The organism is Alteromonas sp. AMM-1, assembly GCF_047290655.1.
Lineage (GTDB): Bacteria > Pseudomonadota > Gammaproteobacteria > Enterobacterales > Alteromonadaceae > Alteromonas > Alteromonas mangrovi.
The window spans coordinates 1-21,105 of record NZ_JBLBUE010000026.1 but is presented as its reverse complement, the minus strand read 5'-3'; the positions used below and the strand labels follow the sequence as shown (position 1 = coordinate 21,105).

Below are 21,105 nucleotides of genomic sequence, written 5' to 3'. Positions count from 1 at the left end.
GTGAGCTCGCAAACTGAACATTTGTTTGTATATGGTACGCTTCGCGCGGGTTATCCAAATCAGCATATTCTCGACAGCATAGGCGGTAACCGGCAATCAGTGTCGCTGTGTGGTGATTTAATTGAATCAGGTTGGGGCGCCGCGCTCGGTTGTCCGGGTTTGGTGTTAAATCCTGAGGGTACGGTTATTAAGGGCGAAGTATTTAGCTCATTAAATCTGCATAAGCACTGGGATGAGCTCGACGCCTTCGAAGGTAACGAATATCAGCGGGTAGAGGCGGAGGTTGCTTTGTGCAATGGCAAAGTACAGCTGGCCTGGGTATACGTAGTTAAGTTAACAAAGTGAGTTGGCGCAAAGGCGCTAACACAATTACATATTAACTGGCACGCATCATACTTTTGTGGATGCGCAACACGGTTTAGCAGGAAACAAAGTGAGCTGGATCCTATTTACCCTTATGGCGGTGTTTTTCCAAACATTCCGCAATGCAATTCAAAGTAAACTCAGTGCCACAGTGCCTACTATGGGTGTGACTCTGTCTCGCTTTCTGTTCGCATCACCGATGGCGGCCGCGTATGTTTATGCGTTGTCGGTATGGCAGAATGCAGGTATTCCTGACTTCTCGGCGCGCTTCTGGATCTATATAGGATTGGGAGCGTGCTTACAAATTGCAGCCACTTCATTGATGGTCGTGTTGTTTAAGCAGAAAAACTTCGCAGTGGGCGCTGGCCTGGCTAAGAGTGAGGCGCTGGTGGCTGGCGTGCTCGGCATGCTTTTTTTCGGTAGCGCCCTGAGCTTTCTCGGTTGGGTGGGCATTTTTATCGGTGCAATGGCGGTATTTGTGCTGAGTGGCTGGCGGAAAGGCGGTGACTTAACGCCAAAGACAATAATGATAGGACTGGCTTGCGGTACCTGCTTTGCCCTTACCTCGCTGTATGTCCGGGAGGCAAGCCACGCACTGTCCTTGTCGTTTGAACTCGCCGCGGGATGGGTGCTGTTTTGGCTATTGCTGGTGCAAACCATTATATTGTGTGTTTACATTGGCTTGCAGCAACCAACAACGTTTTCAAAGTTGGCTGCACAGCCGGGTAAAACACTGGCAGCCAGCGTCACCAGTTGTCTCGGCTCGATTGGCTGGTTTACTGCCATGGCGATGCAGCACGTAGCCTATGTAAAAACCCTTGGTCAGCTGGAAGTGTTTACCACTATGCTGATATCAGTGGTTTGGCTTAAACAGCCGGTGCGAAAACACGAAACCCTCGGCTTGGTACTGATTGGTTTGGCTGCAGTGCTGGTAATGTGGAGCTAAAAATAAAAGGTGAAAGTAATTATTTCAGAAAATGCGCCTGATCCATTGTTAATGGAGGCCTTGCACGCCTTGCAGGGCAAGTTTGATGACGGTATTTCTGAGTATGCGTTGTTGCAGGCTTTACAGGCACCGCCATGGCATCTGTTTCAGGGACTGAAACTTAGCGATTCACTGGCCATGTTTCAAATGCACTTTGTGTTGTTTAATGCGTTGTATACGCTGAGTGACGAATGGCAAAACCAAGGTGAAGCGGCGTTGGATATCCACACCTTAAAGATTATCCGCAAACTCGTTATTAGCAGTGAGAGCTCAACACAATCGGGCTCAGTTGAAACAACCCAACTCAATAACGACGATCCGCTCAGAGCTTACTATCTGGACTGGCGCAACCTGAAAGAGACCGACCGTAATGGGGTGGAGAAGTTGCTAAATGGGTTTTGGGAACGTTTTGTGGGGGGAGGGTATACCGACCATGACGTTAACCAGGCCAAACGCATTTTAGGCTTTGATGCGAACTCACTGTTAACGGCAGCAGACATAAAACGGCAGTACCGAAAATTATTGCAGACTCATCACCCGGACAAAGGCGGCAGTACGGAAGCATCGCAACGCATAACCGAAGCATACAGGGTGTTGAGTCGCATAGTGCGTTAGCACTGAAATTAGCAGACGTTAGCACTTAAATTAGCAGACGTTAGCACTCAAACTAATGCAGACTACAGCCCGTTACAAGTAACAGCTTATAATCCGCCCTATTACACTTTACCCATTATACTGGGCCAGATCCTCCCGTTTATCGATTTTATGCTGATCCTCTGAACGGCCTTTGCGCCAGTAGCTGGTTACATAAACCTGACTGCGTGGTATATCGAACTGCTCATCCAACGCACTTCTGATTGCCCGCATGCTGGAAAATTCACATGCTGCCCACACTGCCGGTGTACCGTCCAGCCAGCGAATTGCGGCTAACGACGAAGCGAGTGTATCGCTACCGGTATTTTCTACCCAAACTATGTCAACATTATCCGGGTGTGTAAGTGCTTGCTTATCATCTGCATCTTCGATGCTGATCACGGCGTAACCCTTAGTGTCGGCTGGTAAGTTTTCCAGTTGTGCACTAATGGCGGGTAAGGCTGTCATGTCGCCCATTAACAATACCCAGTCGCGCTCGTCGGCTAATCCCTTTGATGTACCTGGGCCACCAAAATACAGTGTGTCACCGGGTTTTGCGTTTACTGCCCAATGGGATGCCGGGCCGCTCTCGACGCCTTCGCCGTGTAGCATAAAGTCAACAGTGAGTGTACCCGTTTTCGCATCGGCGTGTCTTACCGTGTAGGTTCGCATCAGCACAGTTTCATTCTCGGCAGGTGCGTCAGTGAATGACTCACCATACTGGTTAAAGAGTAACTTGATGTAACTGCCGGCTGGCGTGTCGTGGGGAAACCGCTGCAGGTCTTCTCCCTGAAATACCAGTCTTTGCATGGTGGGTGTCAGGCGTTGACTGGATTGCACCTGAACCTGATAGTAATTGCGTTTCTTCATTAATTCTCCTGTTTGGTATAACGGCTAACCTGCGCTCTGCGCGCAGGCGCACAGAGATCAGTGTACTGGAACACGAGACCTTCTGTTATCTTTATTCTAAATGAGAATTATTTGCAAAAATAATACTTAGATTAGGACGATTCGTTTCAGGAAATCGAATCAGGGTTTACTAACTGCTGAATTTCCTGTTCGCGTCGGTGCGGCTCATCGTCCATCACACCGTAACATATAAGCGTATTATCAGTAAGTTGCACGCCCATGGCGTAACACTGTCCGCTTATTCGCGGCAACCAAAACTGCTCGTTTTCCAATAACGCACGGGCTATTTCGGTGCACGGCTGTGCTGTGTTGTTAAGTGCCAGCCAGTATATCCAGTCATGCTGATTACATAAAAACGTTTGGCCTGCCTGACGTTGTTCTGCTAAGGCCGCCACCCTGGGGGGTAACTTATTGGGCAGGGTGAGTGCCGCATGTCCCGCGGCCACGTTTACAAATTCACAGTCCGGGTGTTGAGGCTGAGCCCGGCTGACCAGCCTTACAATTGGCTTAGGCAGTGGTTTTAAACTGGTGATCACCGGTGTGAGCGCCAGTGCCTGAGTCAATGCCACCACCTTGCGATTCAGCGGCTGCTGGCCGTGATACCAGGCCAATAGGCTGTTGATGGATTCCGGGTATTTGGATTCAAAGAACAGGTGTTGTTTAGGTACAATTCGCAGGAACTTTACTTCGTCGATAAGGGCTTGTTGAGCCGCTATCAACTGGCCCGGGCGTCCAATAATGCGGAATGCGAATTTCTGCTGATAGTTAGCAGAGTCTTCAACAACGACTTGCATATTGTACTTATTCAACAGGCCGCGCAGTCTGGCTTTGGCCGACAACAGTCCATCCAGATAACACTCAGGCAGCCACCAGCTAAAAATACAGTCATCCTGTAACGTGTCAGCCCTGAACTGGTGTTGCCTGGGAGTATAGGTTAAGTCGCTGGCTTGAAATGGTTCACTGGCCCGTGGCAGCAAATCGTTTGCCGCAATGCCAGACAATAACAACGTGATTTGTCCTGCCTGATAGTATTGCGCTTTGTAACCCGCTACATCGGATGCTCTGAGCTGCGAAATTGTGTCGCAATAACCGCCCCAATGGTGATAGCAATCCGGGGCGCGATCGCCGCGCCAAATGGCCATTTTTTGCTGGTATTCGCCAGTGGCTTCGTACATCGCTAATTCGCGGGCAATAACACCATCCCGCTCACGGCGAATGTCATCGTCGTTATATTCTCGCTGTTGAATACCCGCCAGCAGATATTCAACCGCTTGAATTAATATCTGCTTATTGGGCGATACCGCATAGAAGTAACTGAATCCATTGTGGCTTGAGGCGTTCATCTTCATCGGCAACAGACTGTTGGCAGCAAACAGTGTATGCCTGGCTGGGTAGCGTGTTGAAGTGCGAAATACCAGATGCTCTACTAAATGCGCAATACCCGAACTGTCTACCGCGGGTGTTGGTACCACAAACACTGCGCCAAAGTCCTCAGCGGCCTGCTTAAAGCTAACCACATTGAGTCCGTTAGACAGCTGCTCCTGGTGCGCCATGGTGTTTATATCTCAGTGACTGGGATGCTTACCTTGGGATCACGATACACTAATTCGCGGCTCGGTGATTCAGAATTTTTCACCGCCTGGGCCATCAGGCTATGGTCGGGTGACTTGCTACATACCGGATCGGTTTTATACATGTCGCCGGTTAACATATAAGCCTGGCAGCGGCATCCACCAAAATCTTTTTCTTTTTCGTCGCAAGTTTTACAGGGGCTGGGCAGCCAGTCTGTGCCGCGAAAATGGTTGAACGAAAAGTCTTCCCGCCAAATCGCCTGGATGGACTTGTCTTTTACGTTTGGAAAGGTAAGTGGCAGGATTTTCGCACTGTGACAAGGCAACGCGCTACCGTCGGGGGTGACCGTCAGGAAAGTCGTACCCCAGCCATTCATACAGGCTTTAGGGCGGTCTTCGTAATAGTCAGGGGTAACAAAAATAAAATGCGGGCCTTTGCCTTGTTGTTGAGCGCGAAACGCATTCACTTTGGCTTCGGCTGCTTCCAGCTGTGCTTTCGCTGGTAGCAGGTGGTCTCGATTCAGGTACGCCCAGCCGTAATATTGCACCGTGGCCAGCTCCACATAGTCACCGTCCAGTTCGCAGGACAGCGCCATTACATCGTCGATTTGGTCGATGTTCTGTGCCGTCAGACAGAAGTTCAATACCATAGGGTATTCGTACTGCTTTACCAGTTTCGCCACTTTGAGTTTTTGCTCGAAGGAGTGACGTTTATTGCCAATCAGGTCGTTGGCATCGGCGTTGGCGGCCTGAAAACTTAGCTGTATATGGTCGAGTCCGGCTTCCCGCAGTGCAGCAATCCGTTTTTCAGTAAGCCCAATGCCGGAGGTGATCAGGTTTGTATAGAAACCCAGGTCGGAAGCATGCTTTACCAGTACTTCCAGGTCTTTTCGCAATAACGGTTCGCCACCGGAAAAGCCCAGTTGTACCGCGCCCATGGCGCGTGCTTCGCTGAGTACCCGCAGCCAGGTGTCGGTATCACACTCTTGCTCACGGCTACCCAGATTCACAGGATTTGAGCAATAAGGACAGTGCAGCGGGCATTCATAAGTGAGTTCCGCTAATAACCACAGCGGTGGCCCCGGCTGGGAATGCTTTGTCTCAGACATAGTTAATCCAACGCTTTTCTTCTGCATGTTCGAAGAAAGCGAACACGTCTTCACCGAGACCTTCTGCATCGGGAAACTTCGCCAGTAAGGCATCGATGATGTCGCTGATTGTGCGCTCACCGTTCACCTGCAACAGGATTTCCGAGGCACTGGGGTTTAGCTTTACCATGCCTTCCGGAAACAGCAGTACGTAGCAGTCCTGTGCGGGTTCGAACTGAAACTTAAACAAGCGGTTGAGTTTAGGGACTTTGCCCGAAAGCGAGTCAGACAGTTCACTCATTACATTAACCCCTTGTGGCAAATTTGCTGGTCGGCCAGCCCGTGAAATGGCTTGCGGTTGAACTCAAAGGCCAGACTAATAGCATCGGCCAGCGACCAAAGTACGTCCAGTTTGAACTGCAGAATATTCAATGCCTTTTCCTGTAGCGCTCGGGTGTTGAAATGATCGAGGGTAATTGCCAGGCCATGTTCTACATCACGACGGGCCTGACTCAGGCGCATTTGAAAATATGCAAAACCGTCCTGATTGATCCACGGATAGTGTTCTGGCCAGGTATCCAGTCGGCTCTGGTGGATTTCCGGTGCAAACATTTCGGTAAGTGAAGAACAAGCGGCTTCTTCCCATGTCGCACGGCGGGCAAAATTAACATAGGCACCTACAGCAAATTTAACGCCGGGTAGCAGCAGTTTTTCGTCCAGAATGTCCTGACGATCAAGTCCTACTGCTTCGCCTAATCTTAACCAGGCTTCAATGCCACCTAATCGCGGATCGCCTTGTTCGCCATCGTGATCCAGTATGCGTTGAATCCACTTACGGCGGGTTTCCATGTCCGGGCAATTGGCCAGTATGGCGGCATCTTTAATCGGAATACACATTTGATAAAAGAAGCGGTTGGCCACCCAACCCTGAATTTGTTCTTTCGTGCATTCGCCCTTATTCATGGCCTGATGAAACGGGTGATGAATATGGTAGTACTGCCCTTTGTCGCGCAGCTTTTGTTCGAATTCTTCTCGGCTCCAGGGTTGTTGACTCACCGTACACCTCTCTATAAGGAAATCTTCATACCGTCGTACGCCAGCTCGATGTTGTTGTCGAGCAGGTACTGGTGGGCTGACGAGTCTTCGTTCAGCACCGGGTTGGTATTATTAATATGGATCAGGATTTTGCGATCAATCGGGTAGCGGTTTAACAGCGCTACCGTGCCGTCCGGCCCGTTTACCGGCATGTGGCCCATTTGTGTACCCAGGCGATTGCTAAAGCCTTTTTGGATCATTTCATCGTCCAGCCACAAGGTGCCGTCGAACAGTACACAACTGGCTTGTTCCAGCATGGATTCCACCAAGGGGCTGGCCTGCACGCATCCAGGAGCATAGAACAGCGATTTGCCTGACGCCGTATCGGTAATTTGCAGGCCGATATTGTTGCCGGGTACCACTTTGTCACGATAGCTTGAATAGGGCGGCGCATTGGATTCCAGTACAACGGGATTAAACGATAACCCTTCTATACCTTCTGGCGTAAAGGACTGGTTGTAATCCGTGTCAATGGCATGGCGCTGCAGACCGCCGTGCCAGTGCTTCAGCATCGGAAACAGCGGAAACGCCGTGGTGAGATCTTCATAGACTACATCGGTGCAATATACCGGCAGCGGCAAGCCTTCGCGCAGAGTGAGCAAGCCGGTGGTATGATCGATTTGACTGTCGGTAAGAATAATCGAACGTATGCTGGTACCGCGTTGTTGGGATTTGTCGGCAGGCCATAGCTCATGCGTATGATTGATTTGATGACGCAAATCCGGGGAGGCATTAATTAACACCCAGTCGGTACCATTTGCGCTCACAGCAATACTGGATTGGGTGCGCGGACTGGCTTTAATTGAGCCATCTCTTACGCCGCGACAGTTGTCGCAATGGCAGTTCCATTGTGGGAATCCGCCGCCGGCACCTGCGCCCAGGATCAGTACTTTCATGCTCAGGAATCCTGTTTGTTTTAAAAGCGTTGCCCGTTTTATTCACAGGCGGGAATAAAAAAGGCTGCGCATAGTGCAGCCCTTTAAACACTTGTTGAAAACACGCCTCTGCGAGGAGTGCAATTAACGGTTGCTGATATACAGCGTTACTTCGAAACCTAAACGCATTTCAGTGTACTGAGGTTTTGTCCACATAATGGCACTCCTTATTAACTTTGTTTTAACACTTTGTTGATTGTAGGACCCGACCTGGTAAAAAAAAATCCTACTTTGGAACTAGAACGGGTTAACCTTTGGTGCAGATCATCTGGCGTTGATACCAGCCTGAAACAAAGGTTAGGCTGCTCTTTTCACAAGTGCACTTAGTATAACACAGGTGACACCGGCCAGCGGTACTCACGCGTTTCACTGCATTGAGTTAAAAACGCCAGGAGCAATGAAAACGGACGGCTGGTGGCTGAATTACCCTTGCCATACTGGAAGCTGGTCCCGGCGATGTCAAGATGGGCCCACGGCGTATTGCCTGCAAAGCGCGATAAAAAGCAGCCTGCGGTGATCATGCCGGGTGAATTGCTGCCGCTGTTACGCATGTCTGCCGCAAACGAATCGAGTGGTTCCTGGTACTCGTCCCAAATGGGCATCGCCCAAGCGCGGTCACTGCTTTGCTCGCCTGCCGCAATTAATGCATCAGACAGCAGTTGGCTGTTACTCATTAGCCCACTGGCGTGACTACCTAAACTCACTATGTGCGCTCCGGTTAAGGTGGCAATGTCGATGATGGCAGCCGGGTTGAACTGTTGCGCGTAAGTGATGGCATCGCAAAGCACTAGTCGCCCTTCTGCGTCGGTGCTGATCACTTCAACGGTTTGCCCTGACAGGGTGGTTAAAATGTCGCCTGGCCGGAAGGCGTTGCCATCGGGCATGTTTTCAGCGGTAGCAATAATGCCAATAACATTGATGGGTAATCGCAGTTCAGTTAGCGCCGTCATGATGCCCATAACAGTGGCCCCGCCGCACATGTCGTAAATCATGTTTTGCATACCGGGGGGCTGTTTAAGGGTAATGCCGCCGGTATCAAACGTAATGCCTTTGCCTATCAGGACAATGCCAGGCTTGATGGGGTCAAGTGCGCCTCTGTAATGCATAACCGGCATACAGGTAGGCTGCGCCGAGCCCTGTCCTACGGCAACATAGGCACCCATGCCCATGTCGGTAAGTGTTGCTTCATCGAATACTTCAGTGGTTAGCAGTGGAGATGTGGCTGCCAGTGCTTCGGCACATTGAGCAAAATACGACGGCGTGCAGATATTCCCGGGTAAATTGGCTAAGTCGCGCGTCATACTTTTGCCCCGGTGGATGGCCAAAGCCAGTTCAGTATTGGGCGCCAGTTCGTTGTATTCAACGCCCAGCGTTATGGCTTTAATACTTACCGGGTTAGCGTTTTGGGCGGTAGTTTTGAAATCGTTGAAGCGGTAACTGGCAAATAACAGCGCATCGATGAGTGCTTGTGTATAAGCGCTGTCTGTGGCAAACGGGGCCACAACACAGATATGTTTTGCATTAACATTACTTAGCTGCGTACAAATTGTATCGGCAATGTGAGCCAGCGACTGGCGTATATTGCTCGCCGTTTCGGGAGGGCAATTAGCCAGATTGTTGTTCCTGTTAGTGTTTGCTAACAAAAGTCTCTTTGCTTTTATTGTAAAGGCTTCTGAAATAAGTAAGTGTTTACTTTTTATGATTTCTTGCCCATTAAAAGGCAGGGCTTTGATCTGCTCAATCAGCCAGTCTGGTTTATGTATGGCGGGTTGCTCAGTGCTGGCAGGTGCAGTATATAACCAATCAAAGTCGACAAGCGCTACCAAACAATCCGCTTTGCATAAATGGGCCTCTGAAAAAGGGATGTTACGTACGTCAATTTTCACAACGACTGCTCCTGTGTGAGCGGGCAGTGTACCCTGTTCCGGTTTAAATTACAGTGTGAGAATACCACCTATACGCTTGCTGGTGCGTCAACTGCCGCGGGTAGCGGTGTTGGTGCCGGTTTTCGTTTTAGGGTGGCAATTAACAAACATGAACTGATAAGCCCTATGCCTGCCCAGCCAATCCAGGATAAGGTCTCACCTACAATCCACATGGCCAGGATGGCTGCAACAACAGGTTCCAGCAGGGTAATAATTGTGGCCAGACTGGCGCGAATAGAGCGCAACCCGTAGCCAAATAACAGGTAACCCATAAACATAGGCACGGCGGCCATATACACCCCTACCAGCAGGTTAGTTGTACTGTCGAGCAGTTCGGCCCCGGTGAGTAACAGTACGGGAAACAACAGGAGTCCGCCCACACCGAACATACTGCCCATCGCTGCGCGTGAGTGCACATTGCGTTGAATTAATCGATGTGCCAGCCAGGAATACATGGCGTAGGTGAATGCGGCAATCAACCCAAGCAAGATGCCAAAAAAGTTGTACCACTGCGACATACTACCCATTTCGGCAGAGCCGCTGTGTTGGGGTTTTGCGCTAGCCAGCAGTAATACGCCAAAAACACCAAGAATAATACTCATGATCCAGCGAGTATTGAGTTTCTGTTGATCAAACAGCCGTTCAATTATCGCTGCCGCCACCGGTGCCATCCCAATCGAGACTACGGTGCCAATGGTTACTCCGGATAGGCGCATGGAACTGTAAAACGCCAGTGGGTAAATGGCTACGTTCACTGCACCCCATAATACCAGCGCGCGGTGCTGCTTTAATGCCTGCCACTGTCTGACGATGTAGCGCCAGGCGATCACGGCCTGTAGTAAGCCGCCACAGCCCATGGAAACGGCGGCGATGCCCAATGAACTAACATCCGGTGCAAAGGTTGCTGCCGTACCTGTAGTGCCCCATAAAAATGAAGCGACGACAACCGCAATAACGCCCATGAGATAATTCGAAGAAGTGTGTGTCATAGATTGGGTCATACATTATCTCTCAGAGCGATTGCTCTATCAGTTGGTCTGCCATGGTGCGTGCGCGATCAATTGCCAGGGTGTCTGATGATAAGCCTGCTAAGGAAATGGATCCTTCCAGCAGGAAACACAGGTGCTCGGTAAGTTGCTCAATGTTATTGGGGTGGGTGAGGGGCAATTCTGACAACTCACGCTTAACAATACTTTTTACTTCCTGTTTGTGCCGATGCACAGCAGCTCTTTCCGGGCTGTTGGCTGGCATTTCTGCAGCGGCATTGAGAAGACCGCAACCCCGAAAGCCGTTTTCGTAGTCAAACTCTGCGTGATCTTTATAGGCATCGAATATGGCCAGTACGCGTTCCCAGCCATTAGGTAATTCAGCAGACCGTTTAGCATAAAGAGCCAACCATTCCTGATGGCGGGTATCGATGTACGCTGCCACCAGTTCCGACTTCGATTTGAAGTTGTTGTACAGCGACATTTTCGCCACACCTGCACGGGTGATAACGGCATCGATGCCGGTGGCAATGATACCTTGATCATAGAATAATTCACCCGCCGCTTTTAGCAGTTTTTCTCTTGCAGACAGTCGTGCCATAATTTGAACTCACAATAATTATACAGACCAGTCTATATAGTTATTGTGGTTCTGGCAATTATTTAATCTTTCCTTTCCAGGCCTTTTAAAATAGCCGCTCTATACAGAATGGTCTATTTGGTTTTTGTTCAATGCTGAGATTGATTCAGGGTTATCAACCGACAAATATACCTCAGAAACAGAGTCGGTAAGCGTTGCCATCATGCCGTAATAGCAGCTTGGTGAACTGAGTATAAGTTTGATATTTGGCGTACCTTTACCAAGACAAAGTGCTTCAGATGAAGGCTGCTCAAACGTGTTAACTTCAACATGAGAAATCTGCTTAATAGGGATAACCATCAGGTTCAAAAAGTTGTTATTAATAACCAAATGACCATCCAATACATACACAGAATGATGCTTGCTGATCCGGTAATTTGCGATGAGATAAATGAGTGAATAACCCACTAAAGACGACACAATAATAGCCACCAGTTCCGACCACATCGCAAGGAAATAATACAAGCCAGATGTCATCAGAATTAAGCCCACTATTAACACAAATAGCATTAACAGTGACGAAGAGGAAAGTCTCAGGTGCGCCAGTGTAGGAACATGGTTGCGACTCAGAAAAGGCAGCAGGTAATACCAGGTCGCCGGTTCATAAGCAAACAGAATGGCGGTTGTCCGCTTCTTTTCGTCTTCGTTGTTCATTGCTCTTATTGCAGAGGCACGCGGATCGCCTTGCATTGTGCGGCATTTCCAAAGCATGCGAACAACGTGGTAAACAATCGCCAATTCAATTACCAGTAAAATGGCAACCAAGGGATAACGAAGATACGAGATGAATTCGAAATAACCCGCCAGTTCAGTTGGCATCGAGTAGCGGCAAACCAACGAGGAAGTGGAAAATGGAATAAGGAGCTTCCACCATTTTTGTTGAGTAGCCAATATCACAAGCAACAGGTGCAAAGCGGGGATCACAGCAAAATACAGTGCAAACAAACCCGCAAATACTGGCCAGTTGTGTTCCGGTAAAAATTGCGCAGGGGTAAGTTTAACCCCAATGGTGTACAGGCAAATCGCCAGAACAACAAAAACCAGACGATAGCGGGTGACCTTTCTCATTAACACTCCTTGTTTAAACCGCGAGACATCGAAAGTTCATCACGGCAGCGTACGCACTGCAAGTGTAAATGGCCCGAATTCGTGCCTTGTTACAATTCTTCGGTTACCCGATTGGGCTTTGGTCGCAAGTGACCAAGGGCAATAAGTGTAACGACTGCCAGCATTACCGAAGAAGCAATAAAGGGCGCGCGGTGGCTAAGATGGTATAGCGAGGCGGCGATTGGTGGGCCAATAATGTAGCCCATAGCAGGCGAAGCGGTAATAAAGCCGGTGACGGTAGCCTGATTCTCAGGCTTACAGCTTGAGGTTGCAAGCGCAGCAATCGCCGGATAACTGATCCCCATCCCGGAGCCTAAAAACACCATGGCAAAATACAGCTGACTTTGTTCCTGATGCAAATACAAAATCAAATAGCCAAATGACAGTAGCGGGAATGCCAGTTTCATCAGATTAGCAGGGTGCATGCTGGTGCGCTGTACCAGAGTAAACTGTACCGCCAGTGCACAAACGGCACTTATCATCATAGCAAGGCCTACACCCTGAGCTGCTTCGGTAGTAGAGGCACCGTGATGATCGATCAGGAAAAAGGCCAACGATTGTTGCATCATGGCAACGGCCAAAAACACACACGCATTCATAGCGATAACCAAGGGCACATAAGGCTGAATACTGTGTGTGGTAACTACTCCAGCCACTTTAGGCACGGAAGACACTGGTGACGTCTGGTTGTTGGGCAGATATCGCCACACCAGAATGAGCGCAGTAAAGGTCATTAACGTGATTGCATAAAGTGGGGTTAACAAATGAAACCCTACCAATAACCCGGCGAACGTTGGACCCAGTATTTGCCCCAAGCTGTGGGCAGAAGATACTTTGCTGATGGCTCTTACCCGTTCATGCTCGGCACTAATTGATATGGCATAACCCACTACCGAAGGCGGCGTGGCAGACATGATCGTTGCCTGTCCGGAACGCGCTGCCATTAATGCCAGAAATAACGCCGTTCCTGCCAGCCAGCCCTGAAATCCGCTTAACCATACCGTAGCAAAAACCAATGTGCCTAAGGTGTAGCCGGTGAGTCCGGTGATCAGTACCCGTCTGTACCCTTTGCGTTTGCCCACGCGAGACCACAGCGCATTGCCCGCCGCGTACATCAACGCGGAACTGGACATTAAAAATGCAACCTGGAATTCCGTGAGGCCAACTTCTCGACCCAATGGTGGCAGTGTCGTCATTACAACAGACTGACCCATGGCGGTAGCGAGCAAGGCAAAAAACAACAAGCGGAAGGTCATGGAAAAACAACTATCATTATAAGAAGCGACAATTCTACCATGATAATTGGGTTGCGCATGGTGCTTTGCCGATACAAAAGCACAGCTAAGCGAACAGGTAAAACTTGATATATTAGAAATGGCGCATATATTGCTGTGTAATATTATCCTTTGTGGCAATAGTGAAGACCCTTATGAATACCTTGTCAGGTAAACTTGTAGCAATCAGTACGCATAAACCCCTGTGGATTTATGCCATTTTATTGTTGCTAACACTCGGGATAGGCAGCCAAATCCCACGGATTACCATAGATACCGACCCTGAGAACATGCTGGCCGCCGATCATCCGGCACGCGCATTTCACAATGAAACTAAGGCAAATTTTGCCATGTATGATGCCATTGTGGTGGGTGTGGTAAACGAAACCGATGCTAATGGTGTGTACAATCAGACATCTTTGACTGACATTTTTGACTTAACTAAGTCAATTTTGGCAATCGACGGGGTGGTTGATGCAGATTTGATGTCTATTTCTACCGTAGACAATATTTCTCAGGCGGGCCCCGGCACCATTCGTTTTGAGTGGATGATGCCAGAAGCGCCGGTTTCAGATGCGGCAGCACAACAGGTGCAAGCGAATATTGAAAGGCTGCCACTGTTATACGACACACTGGTGTCGCAAAATGGCAAGGCCGCAGCCATTTATGTTCCCATTGTCGATAAAAACGAAAGCTACCGTATTGCCGAAGAAATAAGGGCAACGATTGCCACTTTCGATGGAACAGCGCAGTGGTACATTACCGGGTTGCCGGTAGCCGAAGACCAGTTTGGTTTTGAGATGTTTGTGCAAATGGGCATTTCAGCGCCACTGGCTGGCCTGACAATTTTTATCTTATTGTTTATCTTCTTCCGCAATATTCCGTTGATCTCTGCACCAATGATTGTGGCAATGGCAACAGTGATTGTAACCATGGGCCTGTTGATAGGTTTTGGTTACACCGTACACATTATGTCGTCGATGATTGCCATATTCCTGATGCCCATTGCAGTGGTAGATTCGGTACATATTTTGTCTGAATTCTCCGATCGCTATAAGCCAGGTGAAGATTTAAAAGCCGTTGTGGAAGAAGTGGTAGGGCACCTTTTCACCCCCATGCTGTATACCTCGGTAACGTCTTCGGTGGGCTTTTTCTCGCTAATGCTTACGCCTATTCCACCAGTACAAATCTTCGGTGCATTTGTTGGTTTTGGGATTTTGTTTGCCTTCCTGGTCACCATTACCTTTATTCCTGCTTATCTTTCGCGTATGAGTGAGGCTTCGCTGGCAAAATTACAGGCAGCCATGCACGAAGACGGCGCGGGTCAGGGTTCTGCGATTGCGCGTATGGCAAGAGGATTAGGCAAGCTGGCAACCGGGCGTCAGGGCGTATTGCTGGCCGCGTTTGGTGTGGTTTTTGTGGTATCAGCCTGGGGCGTAACCCAGATACAAATTAACGATAACCCGGTGCGCTGGTTTAAATCTGATCACGAAATCCGCGTGGCAGACCGGGTGCTGAATGAAAACTTTGCCGGCACCTACAATGCCTATCTGGTGCTGACTGACCGCTCAGAACAAGCAACGGCAGCATCGATGTTAGAGCGCGACGATATGCCAGCGTCGTTAGCAGAATGGAAAAACGATACGCTGACAGCCATAAACAATGGCGCGTCTGGGGAGCAGTTACAGAACTTAATTGTGGCTATCGACGATAAATTATTCAGTGATCTCACTGACGACGAAATGGCCTATCTGAACAACGTTATGGCGGCGGCTGAAAAGGCCAATAGCCAAAGCAAAACCTTCCAGCAGCCTGAAGTATTAACGTATATCGAATCGCTGCAAAAGGCACTGGCGTCATCAGGTTTGGTGGGTAAATCAAATGCATTGCCCGATGTGGTAAAAGTAGTAAATCGGGAACTGCGCTCTGGCGAGCCGCAAGACTATCAGCTGCCTGATTCAGGCAACGCCGTAGCGCAAACGTTATTGCAGTACCAGTCATCACATCGTCCAAATGATTTATGGCACTTTGTTACGCCTGACTACCGCTCTGCGCTGGTATGGTTACAGTTAACCAGTGGCGACAATCAGGACATGACCGCGGTCATTAACGTCGTTAATGAGTACATTGCAACTCATCCATTGCCCGCGGGTATTGAAGCCAATTGGGCGGGTAAGGCCTACCTGAACGTAGTGTGGCAGGAAAATATGGTAGCAGGCATGCTCGACAGCTTACTGGGCGCTTTTATCATGGTGTTCATTATGATGATTGTGCTTTTCCGGTCATTTGTGTACGGCATTTTGGCCATGTTACCACTTACCATTACCATCACCTTTATCTATGGGTTAATTGGCATAGTGGGTAAAGACTACGATATGCCCATCGCCGTGTTGTCTGCCCTGACGCTTGGCCTGTCGGTAGACTTTGCTATTCACTTTTTGGAACGTGCCAAAGCCACCTTTATTGCTACTCAAAGTGTTAAGCAAACAATGACACTGATGTTTGAAGAACCTGCCACGGCTATCTCACGCAATGCGCTGGTGATCGCGCTGGGTTTCACCCCTTTATTGTTCGCACCGCTGGTACCTTACATCACAGTTGGCGTATTCCTTGCGAGTATCATGGCGGTATCTGCGCTGGTAACGCTGTTGTTGCTGCCGGCAGTAATGAGCCTGGGTCACAAAATCGTTTTTAAATCGGCGAAATAAGGAGTCGGTATGAATTACAGTAAACTTTTTTTGGCATTAATTACCGGTGCAATGCTGTTACCAAACGCACACGCAGAGGTTGATGTAGATGCGCTGATTAAACAGGCAGAACGCGCAGCGTATTATGCGGGCAATGACGGTCGTGCCGATGCCCGCATGATGATTGTAGATAATCAGGATCGCAAACAGATGCGCCAGTTCACCATTTTACGCAAAGACGTGGAAGACAATGGCGACCAAAAAATGATGGTGTTTTTCTCGCGTCCTACAGACGTGAAAGACACGGTATTTCGCGTGGAAAAACACGCCGATACCGATGTGGATGACGATCGCTGGTTATACCTGCCCGCACTGGATTTGGTAAAGCGTATTTCCGCCGGTGACAAGCGTACTTCATTTGTGGGTTCACACTTCTTCTACGAAGACGTGTCCGGACGCGCAGTATCGCAGGACAACTTCACGTTGCAGGAAGAAACCGCTGAACGCTACATTTTGAAAGCTGTACCTAAGCAGCCTGACACAGTGGAGTTTGCACACTACGTGGTGGAAATAGATAAGGCCACGTCGCTGCCGGTTGTGATCAATTTCTTCAAGGGCGATGGGACTAACTATCGCCGTGTTGAATCTGTGCAAATTGAGACAGTACAAGGTTTCCCCACCGTATTGCGTTCAAAAGTGTCAGATTTGACAAATGGTGGCTACACGTTAATGGAGTTCCGGGGTACCGAGTACAACATCGATTTACCGGAAGATGTGTTCAGCGAGCGCAGCCTGCGCACGCCACCCATGCAGTGGTTGAAATAACGCTATGCCTAAGCCTTTAAAAACACTGATAGCCAGCACACTGATGGTGGCAGGGATCACCTGTCAAACAGCAGTGTGGGCGCAGGAAAACACTGACACTCAGACGGCGGATGAATGGGCTGACTGGGGCGACTTAGATGAGCCCGCCGAGGCCTCGCCATTAATGCTGGCTGGCTTTGCAGAGCTGGCTGTTGGCGCGCGTTTACATAACGATGCGGCCATAGGTCAAAACGTTACTTTGCAGGATGCGCGCGTGCAACTGCAGGCTGATTATGCGCTCAGTGCATCAACGTTATCCTTTCGCGGCGATCTGTATTACGACGGCGTAGTAAACAGCGTTGAAACCCAGATCCGCGAACTGGCGTGGCAGGGCAACCTGGGCGTTTTAGGTGAGTGGGGGCGCAAATTCGACGCAAAGCTGGGCCAGCAGGTACTTACCTGGGGCACCGGTGACTATGTGTTTTTGAACGATATGTTTCCCAAAGACTACCAGTCGTTTTTTGCGGGGCGTGACGATGAATATCTCAAAGCACCAAGCTTGTCTGCCAAGTTGTCGGGCTACTTTGATGTAGCAAATATTGATGTGGTGGTAACGCCTCAATTTGAACCGGATAACGGTATAACGGGCGAGTATTTTTCGTTTTTCAGTCCACAGGCACAAATGAATGTGGCACCGGGATTTCGCGTGCTGGATAAGAACGAGCCGGACAGCGCAGAGTGGGCGGTGCGTATTTACAAAACCCTGGGCCAAACCGAATTGGCGTTTTACGGTTATCGCGGGTTTAACAAAACACCCATGGCCGCCGACGAGCAAGGCTTGCCACGCTACAGCCGCTTAAATGTATGGGGAGCCAGCGCCGTGAAGCCGATGGGGCCGGGTTTAGCGAAGGCAGAATACGCCTATCATGATGCCATTGAGGATTCGGATGGCAATAACCCACTGGTACCTAACAGCCAGCATCGCTTTTTGGTGGGCTACGAGCAGGAACTGGTGGCGAATCTCACCGGTAGCGTGCAGTGGTATATGGAAAAGACGGTAGATCACGATGCGTTGTTAGCCAATTCATACTGGCCACAGTATGAGCAGGAAGCCAATCGTCATGTGGTGACTACTCAGCTTATGTACCGTGCACTGCGCCAAACCCTTACTCTGAACTGGTTTAACTTCTATTCGCCCACTGATAGCGACGGCTATATGAAGTTCAGGGCAACTTATTCGCCTGTGGACGACTGGCAGGTAAACGGCGGTTTTAACTTGTTCTACGGCAACGAGCCACACACTTTTTACTCACAGTTCGAAGACGCCAGCAATGTGTATGCGTCATTCAGATACTTTTATTAGGAGCTAATGCGATGTCTGCAGAAAGAGCGTTAACGGCGTTTGCCGGATTTATGGTGTTACTGTCGGTGGCACTTACCTGGTTTGTACATGAGAACTTTCTGTGGTTCACCGTGTTCATTGGCGCAAACTTGTTTCAACAGAGTTTTACCGGCTTTTGCCCGGCTACGATTGTGCTGCGCAAAGTGTTTGGCTTTAAAACCGAAAAAGAGCTGGCGACCGGCCAGTAAATCAACACAGTACCCTTTCACTCATCAGGGATAATCCACCCTGTTCTCACCCCGCTTTGCGGGGTTTTTTTATTGTGGATATACTCGCGTTTTCATTACTTGGTTTTCACACAGTTCATGACGCTTATTCATCCCGCCGTTGCGCCCGAATTGGTTGAGCCACTTAAAGCGCTGCTGGACGTCACCGCGTCCAATCCGCCGTTGAGTGGTAAAACACTGGGGTTCTACCGTAAACGCAACAAGTTCAATGTCGCGCCTGCGGATGCTTATCCCGTTATTCAGTCTTATGACATTGAACAAAGCGCGGATGCGCCGGGTGTTCGGGTGTGGGTGATCAATGCATCTGCAGCGTCGACAAGGCCAGCACTGTTGCACTTTCACGGCGGTGGGTTTGTGATGGGGAGTTGCCAGAATGGTTTTTCCCGTATGCAGCAAGTAGCGCTGAGCCTGGATTGTGTGGTATTGAGTGTGGATTACGGGTTAGCACCAGAAATGCGTATTGGTGAGGTAGTAAAGCAAAGCTATGCGGCGCTGGCCTGGGCTCACCAGCATAGCGAAACGCTGGGTATTGATACTGCGCGTATCGGGCTGCTTGGTTTTAGCGCGGGTGGTGGCCACGCTGCACTGCTGGCGCAGTATGCCACGTATCGGAATGAATACGCTGTAAAATGCCAGGCGTTAATTTATCCCATGCTGGATGACAGAACCGGCACCACTATATTGCCGGACCCCCCAAAGGGCATGTACTTGTGGACAGCAGAACAAAATCAGTACGGCTGGCAGGCCGCGCTTGGCCATACGCCGGGCAAAAGCAGCATTAAGCCCTTTACGGTGCCCGCCAGACAGTCACTCTCAGCCAATCTGCCCGCCACATATATCGCTGTAGGCGATTTGGATTTGTTTTATGACGAGAACCTGCACTATGCCCATGCACTGCAAGCACAGGGGGGTGCTGTTACGCTGAATAAAGTGCCCGGCGCGTTTCACGCCTTCGAATCTATTGCGCCGGAAAGCGAATTAGCAAAAGCATTTAATCGTGAATTAATCGATGCTTTACGCAGGATGTTGTAGCTAAGCGATTCTCCTGCAAGACTTGAATGCTGACAGGCAAGCTGCATTGATTGCTATTTAAGCGCCGGGTTATTCGCTTCAAAAATAAAGGAATACAAGGTTTTGGCCGCAGGTGATAACGCTGAATTGCGCCGCCTGATCACCGAAATTTCCCTGCTTATTTCCGGAGATCCAAGCGGTATGGCAACAAGTGATTCTGGCAAACTCTTTTCAATACCCAGGCTGGGCAATATTGTTACCCCCACACCTGCCTCGGCATAAGCTATGGCCGTGGGCATAAGGCGTGGCTCCAGCACTATGTCCAGCTTCATGTTTTTGGTAAGCGCGATGCCGTCGATAAGCGTTCTGATGGTGGTGCCTTTGTCCATTGCAATAAGTTTCTCATCACACAAATCCTCCCATTTAACCTTATTGCACTGCGAGAACGCATGTTGCCGCTGACAAACCACAACCAGCGCGTCCTGAAACAGCGGTGCGGCTTCTAATTCCTTATTGGTTTGTGTGTAGGTGATACCAAAATCAATACGCTTGTCTTGCAGTGCATCCAGAATATCCTGGCCGGCACTATCGACTACCTGTAACTGAATGTCCGGATAGGTGTCGTTAAATCGCTTGAGGACATCGGGTAAGAAGTACTGACACACCGAAGGTACCGCTGCAATCGACACCCGGCCTCGGCGAATCGATTTGTAGGTTTTTACGTCGTAGATAGCTTGTTCGAAGTCAGCAACCAGTTTTTCTGCCGTTGCCCTGAAGTTTTCGCCCGCTTCTGTAAGCTCCACCTGACGGGTATGTCTGCGTATGAGCTGAATGCCAAAGTCTTGTTCTAATTGTTGAATAAGCGAACTGAGTGCAGGTTGGGTCAGGCATACTTTCTCTGCTGCCCGGGTAAAATGAAGCTCCGAAGCAACAGCAATAAATGCCTTCATGTGCTTGATATTAACCACCTTACTCTCCTGTTTAATTAATCATGTTTTTGTATTGAATTATACTATTTATTGATTTGCCTAATAGATTCTAGCAGACCATAGTATTAACAAATTGTAAACATAAAAGAGGTGCCGGGTTTGCGCACCCAAAGTGAACAGTGATCGGAGCTTCTATGTACTCATTGCTCAAGGGCACAACGGTGTTGGATCTGACTACCATTGTGCTGGGTCCTTACGCGACCCAATTCTTAGGTGACTTTGGCGCAGACGTGATTAAGGTGGAAAACTTGTCGGGCGACTTGTTTCGTTCTGTCAGACCCGGACGCTCAGCGTCAATGGGCGCCGGATTTATGAACTGCAATCGCAATAAGCGCTCGTTGGCGATAGATTTGAAATCAGAAGCTGGCAAAGCTTTACTGGCACGCCTGGTGAGCAAAGCTGATGTGGTTGTGCATAACATGCGAAGCTCAACGGCTGAGCGGTTGGGTGTCAGCTACGAACAACTCAAAGTCC

General features: G+C 49.4%; 22 protein-coding genes. 9 read left to right on the top strand and 13 right to left on the bottom strand.

Features of this window, described 5'->3' with window-relative positions:
- The 3 genes from ACLR2L_RS07320 (at window position 1) to ACLR2L_RS07310 (ending at window position 1,963) form a co-directional block, all read left to right on the top strand.
- On the top strand, window positions 1-345 hold the full coding sequence (locus ACLR2L_RS07320) for a gamma-glutamylcyclotransferase (RefSeq protein WP_413366957.1): 345 nt from the start codon (window positions 1-3) through the stop codon (window positions 343-345).
- An 88-nt stretch (window positions 346-433) separates the two neighbouring features.
- Window positions 434-1,309, top strand: a complete 876-nt coding sequence (locus ACLR2L_RS07315) for an EamA family transporter (protein WP_413366955.1) — start codon at window positions 434-436, stop codon at window positions 1,307-1,309.
- A gap of 9 nt (window positions 1,310-1,318) precedes the next feature.
- Window positions 1,319-1,963 (top strand): DNA-J related domain-containing protein, encoded by a 645-nt coding sequence (locus tag ACLR2L_RS07310; protein ID WP_413366952.1) that lies wholly within the window; start codon window positions 1,319-1,321, stop codon window positions 1,961-1,963.
- 108 nt (window positions 1,964-2,071) lie between these two features.
- Here the strand turns inward: ACLR2L_RS07310 and ACLR2L_RS07305 are convergent, their stop codons facing one another.
- The 12 genes from ACLR2L_RS07305 to ACLR2L_RS07250 all read right to left on the bottom strand — a co-directional run bounded on the left by ACLR2L_RS07305 (window position 2,072) and on the right by ACLR2L_RS07250 (window position 13,493).
- Window positions 2,072-2,851 (bottom strand): siderophore-interacting protein, encoded by a 780-nt coding sequence (locus ACLR2L_RS07305; protein ID WP_413366950.1) that lies wholly within the window; start codon window positions 2,849-2,851, stop codon window positions 2,072-2,074.
- Between the two features lie 146 nt (window positions 2,852-2,997).
- Window positions 2,998-4,443: an insulinase family protein gene (locus tag ACLR2L_RS07300; RefSeq protein WP_413366948.1), complete on the bottom strand. Its 1,446-nt coding sequence runs from the start codon at window positions 4,441-4,443 to the stop codon at window positions 2,998-3,000.
- Between the two features lie 5 nt (window positions 4,444-4,448).
- On the bottom strand, window positions 4,449-5,570 hold the full coding sequence (gene pqqE, locus ACLR2L_RS07295) for a pyrroloquinoline quinone biosynthesis protein PqqE (protein ID WP_413366946.1): 1,122 nt from the start codon (window positions 5,568-5,570) through the stop codon (window positions 4,449-4,451).
- Entirely contained in the window at window positions 5,563-5,850 is a 288-nt protein-coding gene (gene pqqD, locus ACLR2L_RS07290; RefSeq protein WP_413366944.1) for a pyrroloquinoline quinone biosynthesis peptide chaperone PqqD, read from the bottom strand. The genes pqqE and pqqD overlap by 8 nt, the downstream gene beginning before the upstream one ends.
- Window positions 5,850-6,605 (bottom strand): pyrroloquinoline-quinone synthase PqqC, encoded by a 756-nt coding sequence (gene pqqC / locus ACLR2L_RS07285; RefSeq protein ID WP_413366942.1) that lies wholly within the window; start codon window positions 6,603-6,605, stop codon window positions 5,850-5,852. Before pqqC ends, pqqD begins: the two co-directional genes overlap by 1 nt.
- 11 nt (window positions 6,606-6,616) lie before the next feature.
- Entirely contained in the window at window positions 6,617-7,540 is a 924-nt protein-coding gene (gene pqqB / locus ACLR2L_RS07280) for a pyrroloquinoline quinone biosynthesis protein PqqB (protein WP_413366940.1), read from the bottom strand.
- A 123-nt stretch (window positions 7,541-7,663) separates the two neighbouring features.
- A complete protein-coding gene (pqqA, locus tag ACLR2L_RS07275; protein ID WP_073324441.1) occupies window positions 7,664-7,735 on the bottom strand; it encodes a pyrroloquinoline quinone precursor peptide PqqA in 72 nt (23 codons plus the stop codon).
- 167 nt (window positions 7,736-7,902) lie between these two features.
- Window positions 7,903-9,465, bottom strand: a complete 1,563-nt coding sequence (locus ACLR2L_RS07270; RefSeq protein ID WP_413366938.1) for a leucyl aminopeptidase — start codon at window positions 9,463-9,465, stop codon at window positions 7,903-7,905.
- 68 nt (window positions 9,466-9,533) lie between these two features.
- Entirely contained in the window at window positions 9,534-10,493 is a 960-nt protein-coding gene (locus tag ACLR2L_RS07265) for a DMT family transporter (protein WP_413366936.1), read from the bottom strand.
- A 22-nt stretch (window positions 10,494-10,515) separates the two neighbouring features.
- Window positions 10,516-11,091 carry a TetR/AcrR family transcriptional regulator gene (locus tag ACLR2L_RS07260; protein WP_413366934.1) on the bottom strand — a complete coding sequence of 192 codons (576 nt, stop codon included), beginning with the start codon at window positions 11,089-11,091 and terminating at the stop codon, window positions 10,516-10,518.
- A gap of 99 nt (window positions 11,092-11,190) precedes the next feature.
- Entirely contained in the window at window positions 11,191-12,198 is a 1,008-nt protein-coding gene (locus tag ACLR2L_RS07255; protein WP_413366932.1) for a hypothetical protein, read from the bottom strand.
- 89 nt (window positions 12,199-12,287) lie between these two features.
- On the bottom strand, window positions 12,288-13,493 hold the full coding sequence (locus tag ACLR2L_RS07250; RefSeq protein WP_413366930.1) for an MFS transporter: 1,206 nt from the start codon (window positions 13,491-13,493) through the stop codon (window positions 12,288-12,290).
- A gap of 173 nt (window positions 13,494-13,666) precedes the next feature.
- Between ACLR2L_RS07250 and ACLR2L_RS07245 the strand changes: the two genes are divergently transcribed.
- The 5 genes from ACLR2L_RS07245 (at window position 13,667) to ACLR2L_RS07225 (ending at window position 19,663) form a co-directional block, all read left to right on the top strand.
- A complete protein-coding gene (locus ACLR2L_RS07245) occupies window positions 13,667-16,219 on the top strand; it encodes an efflux RND transporter permease subunit (protein ID WP_413366928.1) in 2,553 nt (850 codons plus the stop codon).
- Between the two features lie 51 nt (window positions 16,220-16,270).
- Window positions 16,271-17,023: an outer membrane lipoprotein-sorting protein gene (locus ACLR2L_RS07240; protein WP_413366977.1), complete on the top strand. Its 753-nt coding sequence runs from the start codon at window positions 16,271-16,273 to the stop codon at window positions 17,021-17,023.
- Between the two features lie 4 nt (window positions 17,024-17,027).
- A complete protein-coding gene (locus ACLR2L_RS07235; RefSeq protein WP_413366926.1) occupies window positions 17,028-18,365 on the top strand; it encodes a hypothetical protein in 1,338 nt (445 codons plus the stop codon).
- An 11-nt stretch (window positions 18,366-18,376) separates the two neighbouring features.
- Complete coding sequence (locus tag ACLR2L_RS07230; RefSeq protein WP_073324205.1) at window positions 18,377-18,592, top strand: DUF2892 domain-containing protein; 216 nt, start codon at window positions 18,377-18,379, stop codon at window positions 18,590-18,592.
- A 117-nt stretch (window positions 18,593-18,709) separates the two neighbouring features.
- The gene (locus ACLR2L_RS07225) at window positions 18,710-19,663 is read left to right on the top strand and encodes an alpha/beta hydrolase (RefSeq protein WP_413366924.1); all 954 of its coding nucleotides are present in this window, start codon (window positions 18,710-18,712) and stop codon (window positions 19,661-19,663) included.
- A 53-nt stretch (window positions 19,664-19,716) separates the two neighbouring features.
- Here the strand turns inward: ACLR2L_RS07225 and ACLR2L_RS07220 are convergent, their stop codons facing one another.
- Window positions 19,717-20,610 (bottom strand): LysR family transcriptional regulator, encoded by an 894-nt coding sequence (locus tag ACLR2L_RS07220; RefSeq protein WP_413366922.1) that lies wholly within the window; start codon window positions 20,608-20,610, stop codon window positions 19,717-19,719.
- Between the two features lie 155 nt (window positions 20,611-20,765).
- Between ACLR2L_RS07220 and ACLR2L_RS07215 the strand changes: the two genes are divergently transcribed.
- Window positions 20,766-21,105, top strand: a 340-nt coding sequence (locus ACLR2L_RS07215; RefSeq protein WP_413366920.1) for a CoA transferase, incomplete at its 3' end; no start/stop codon positions are given.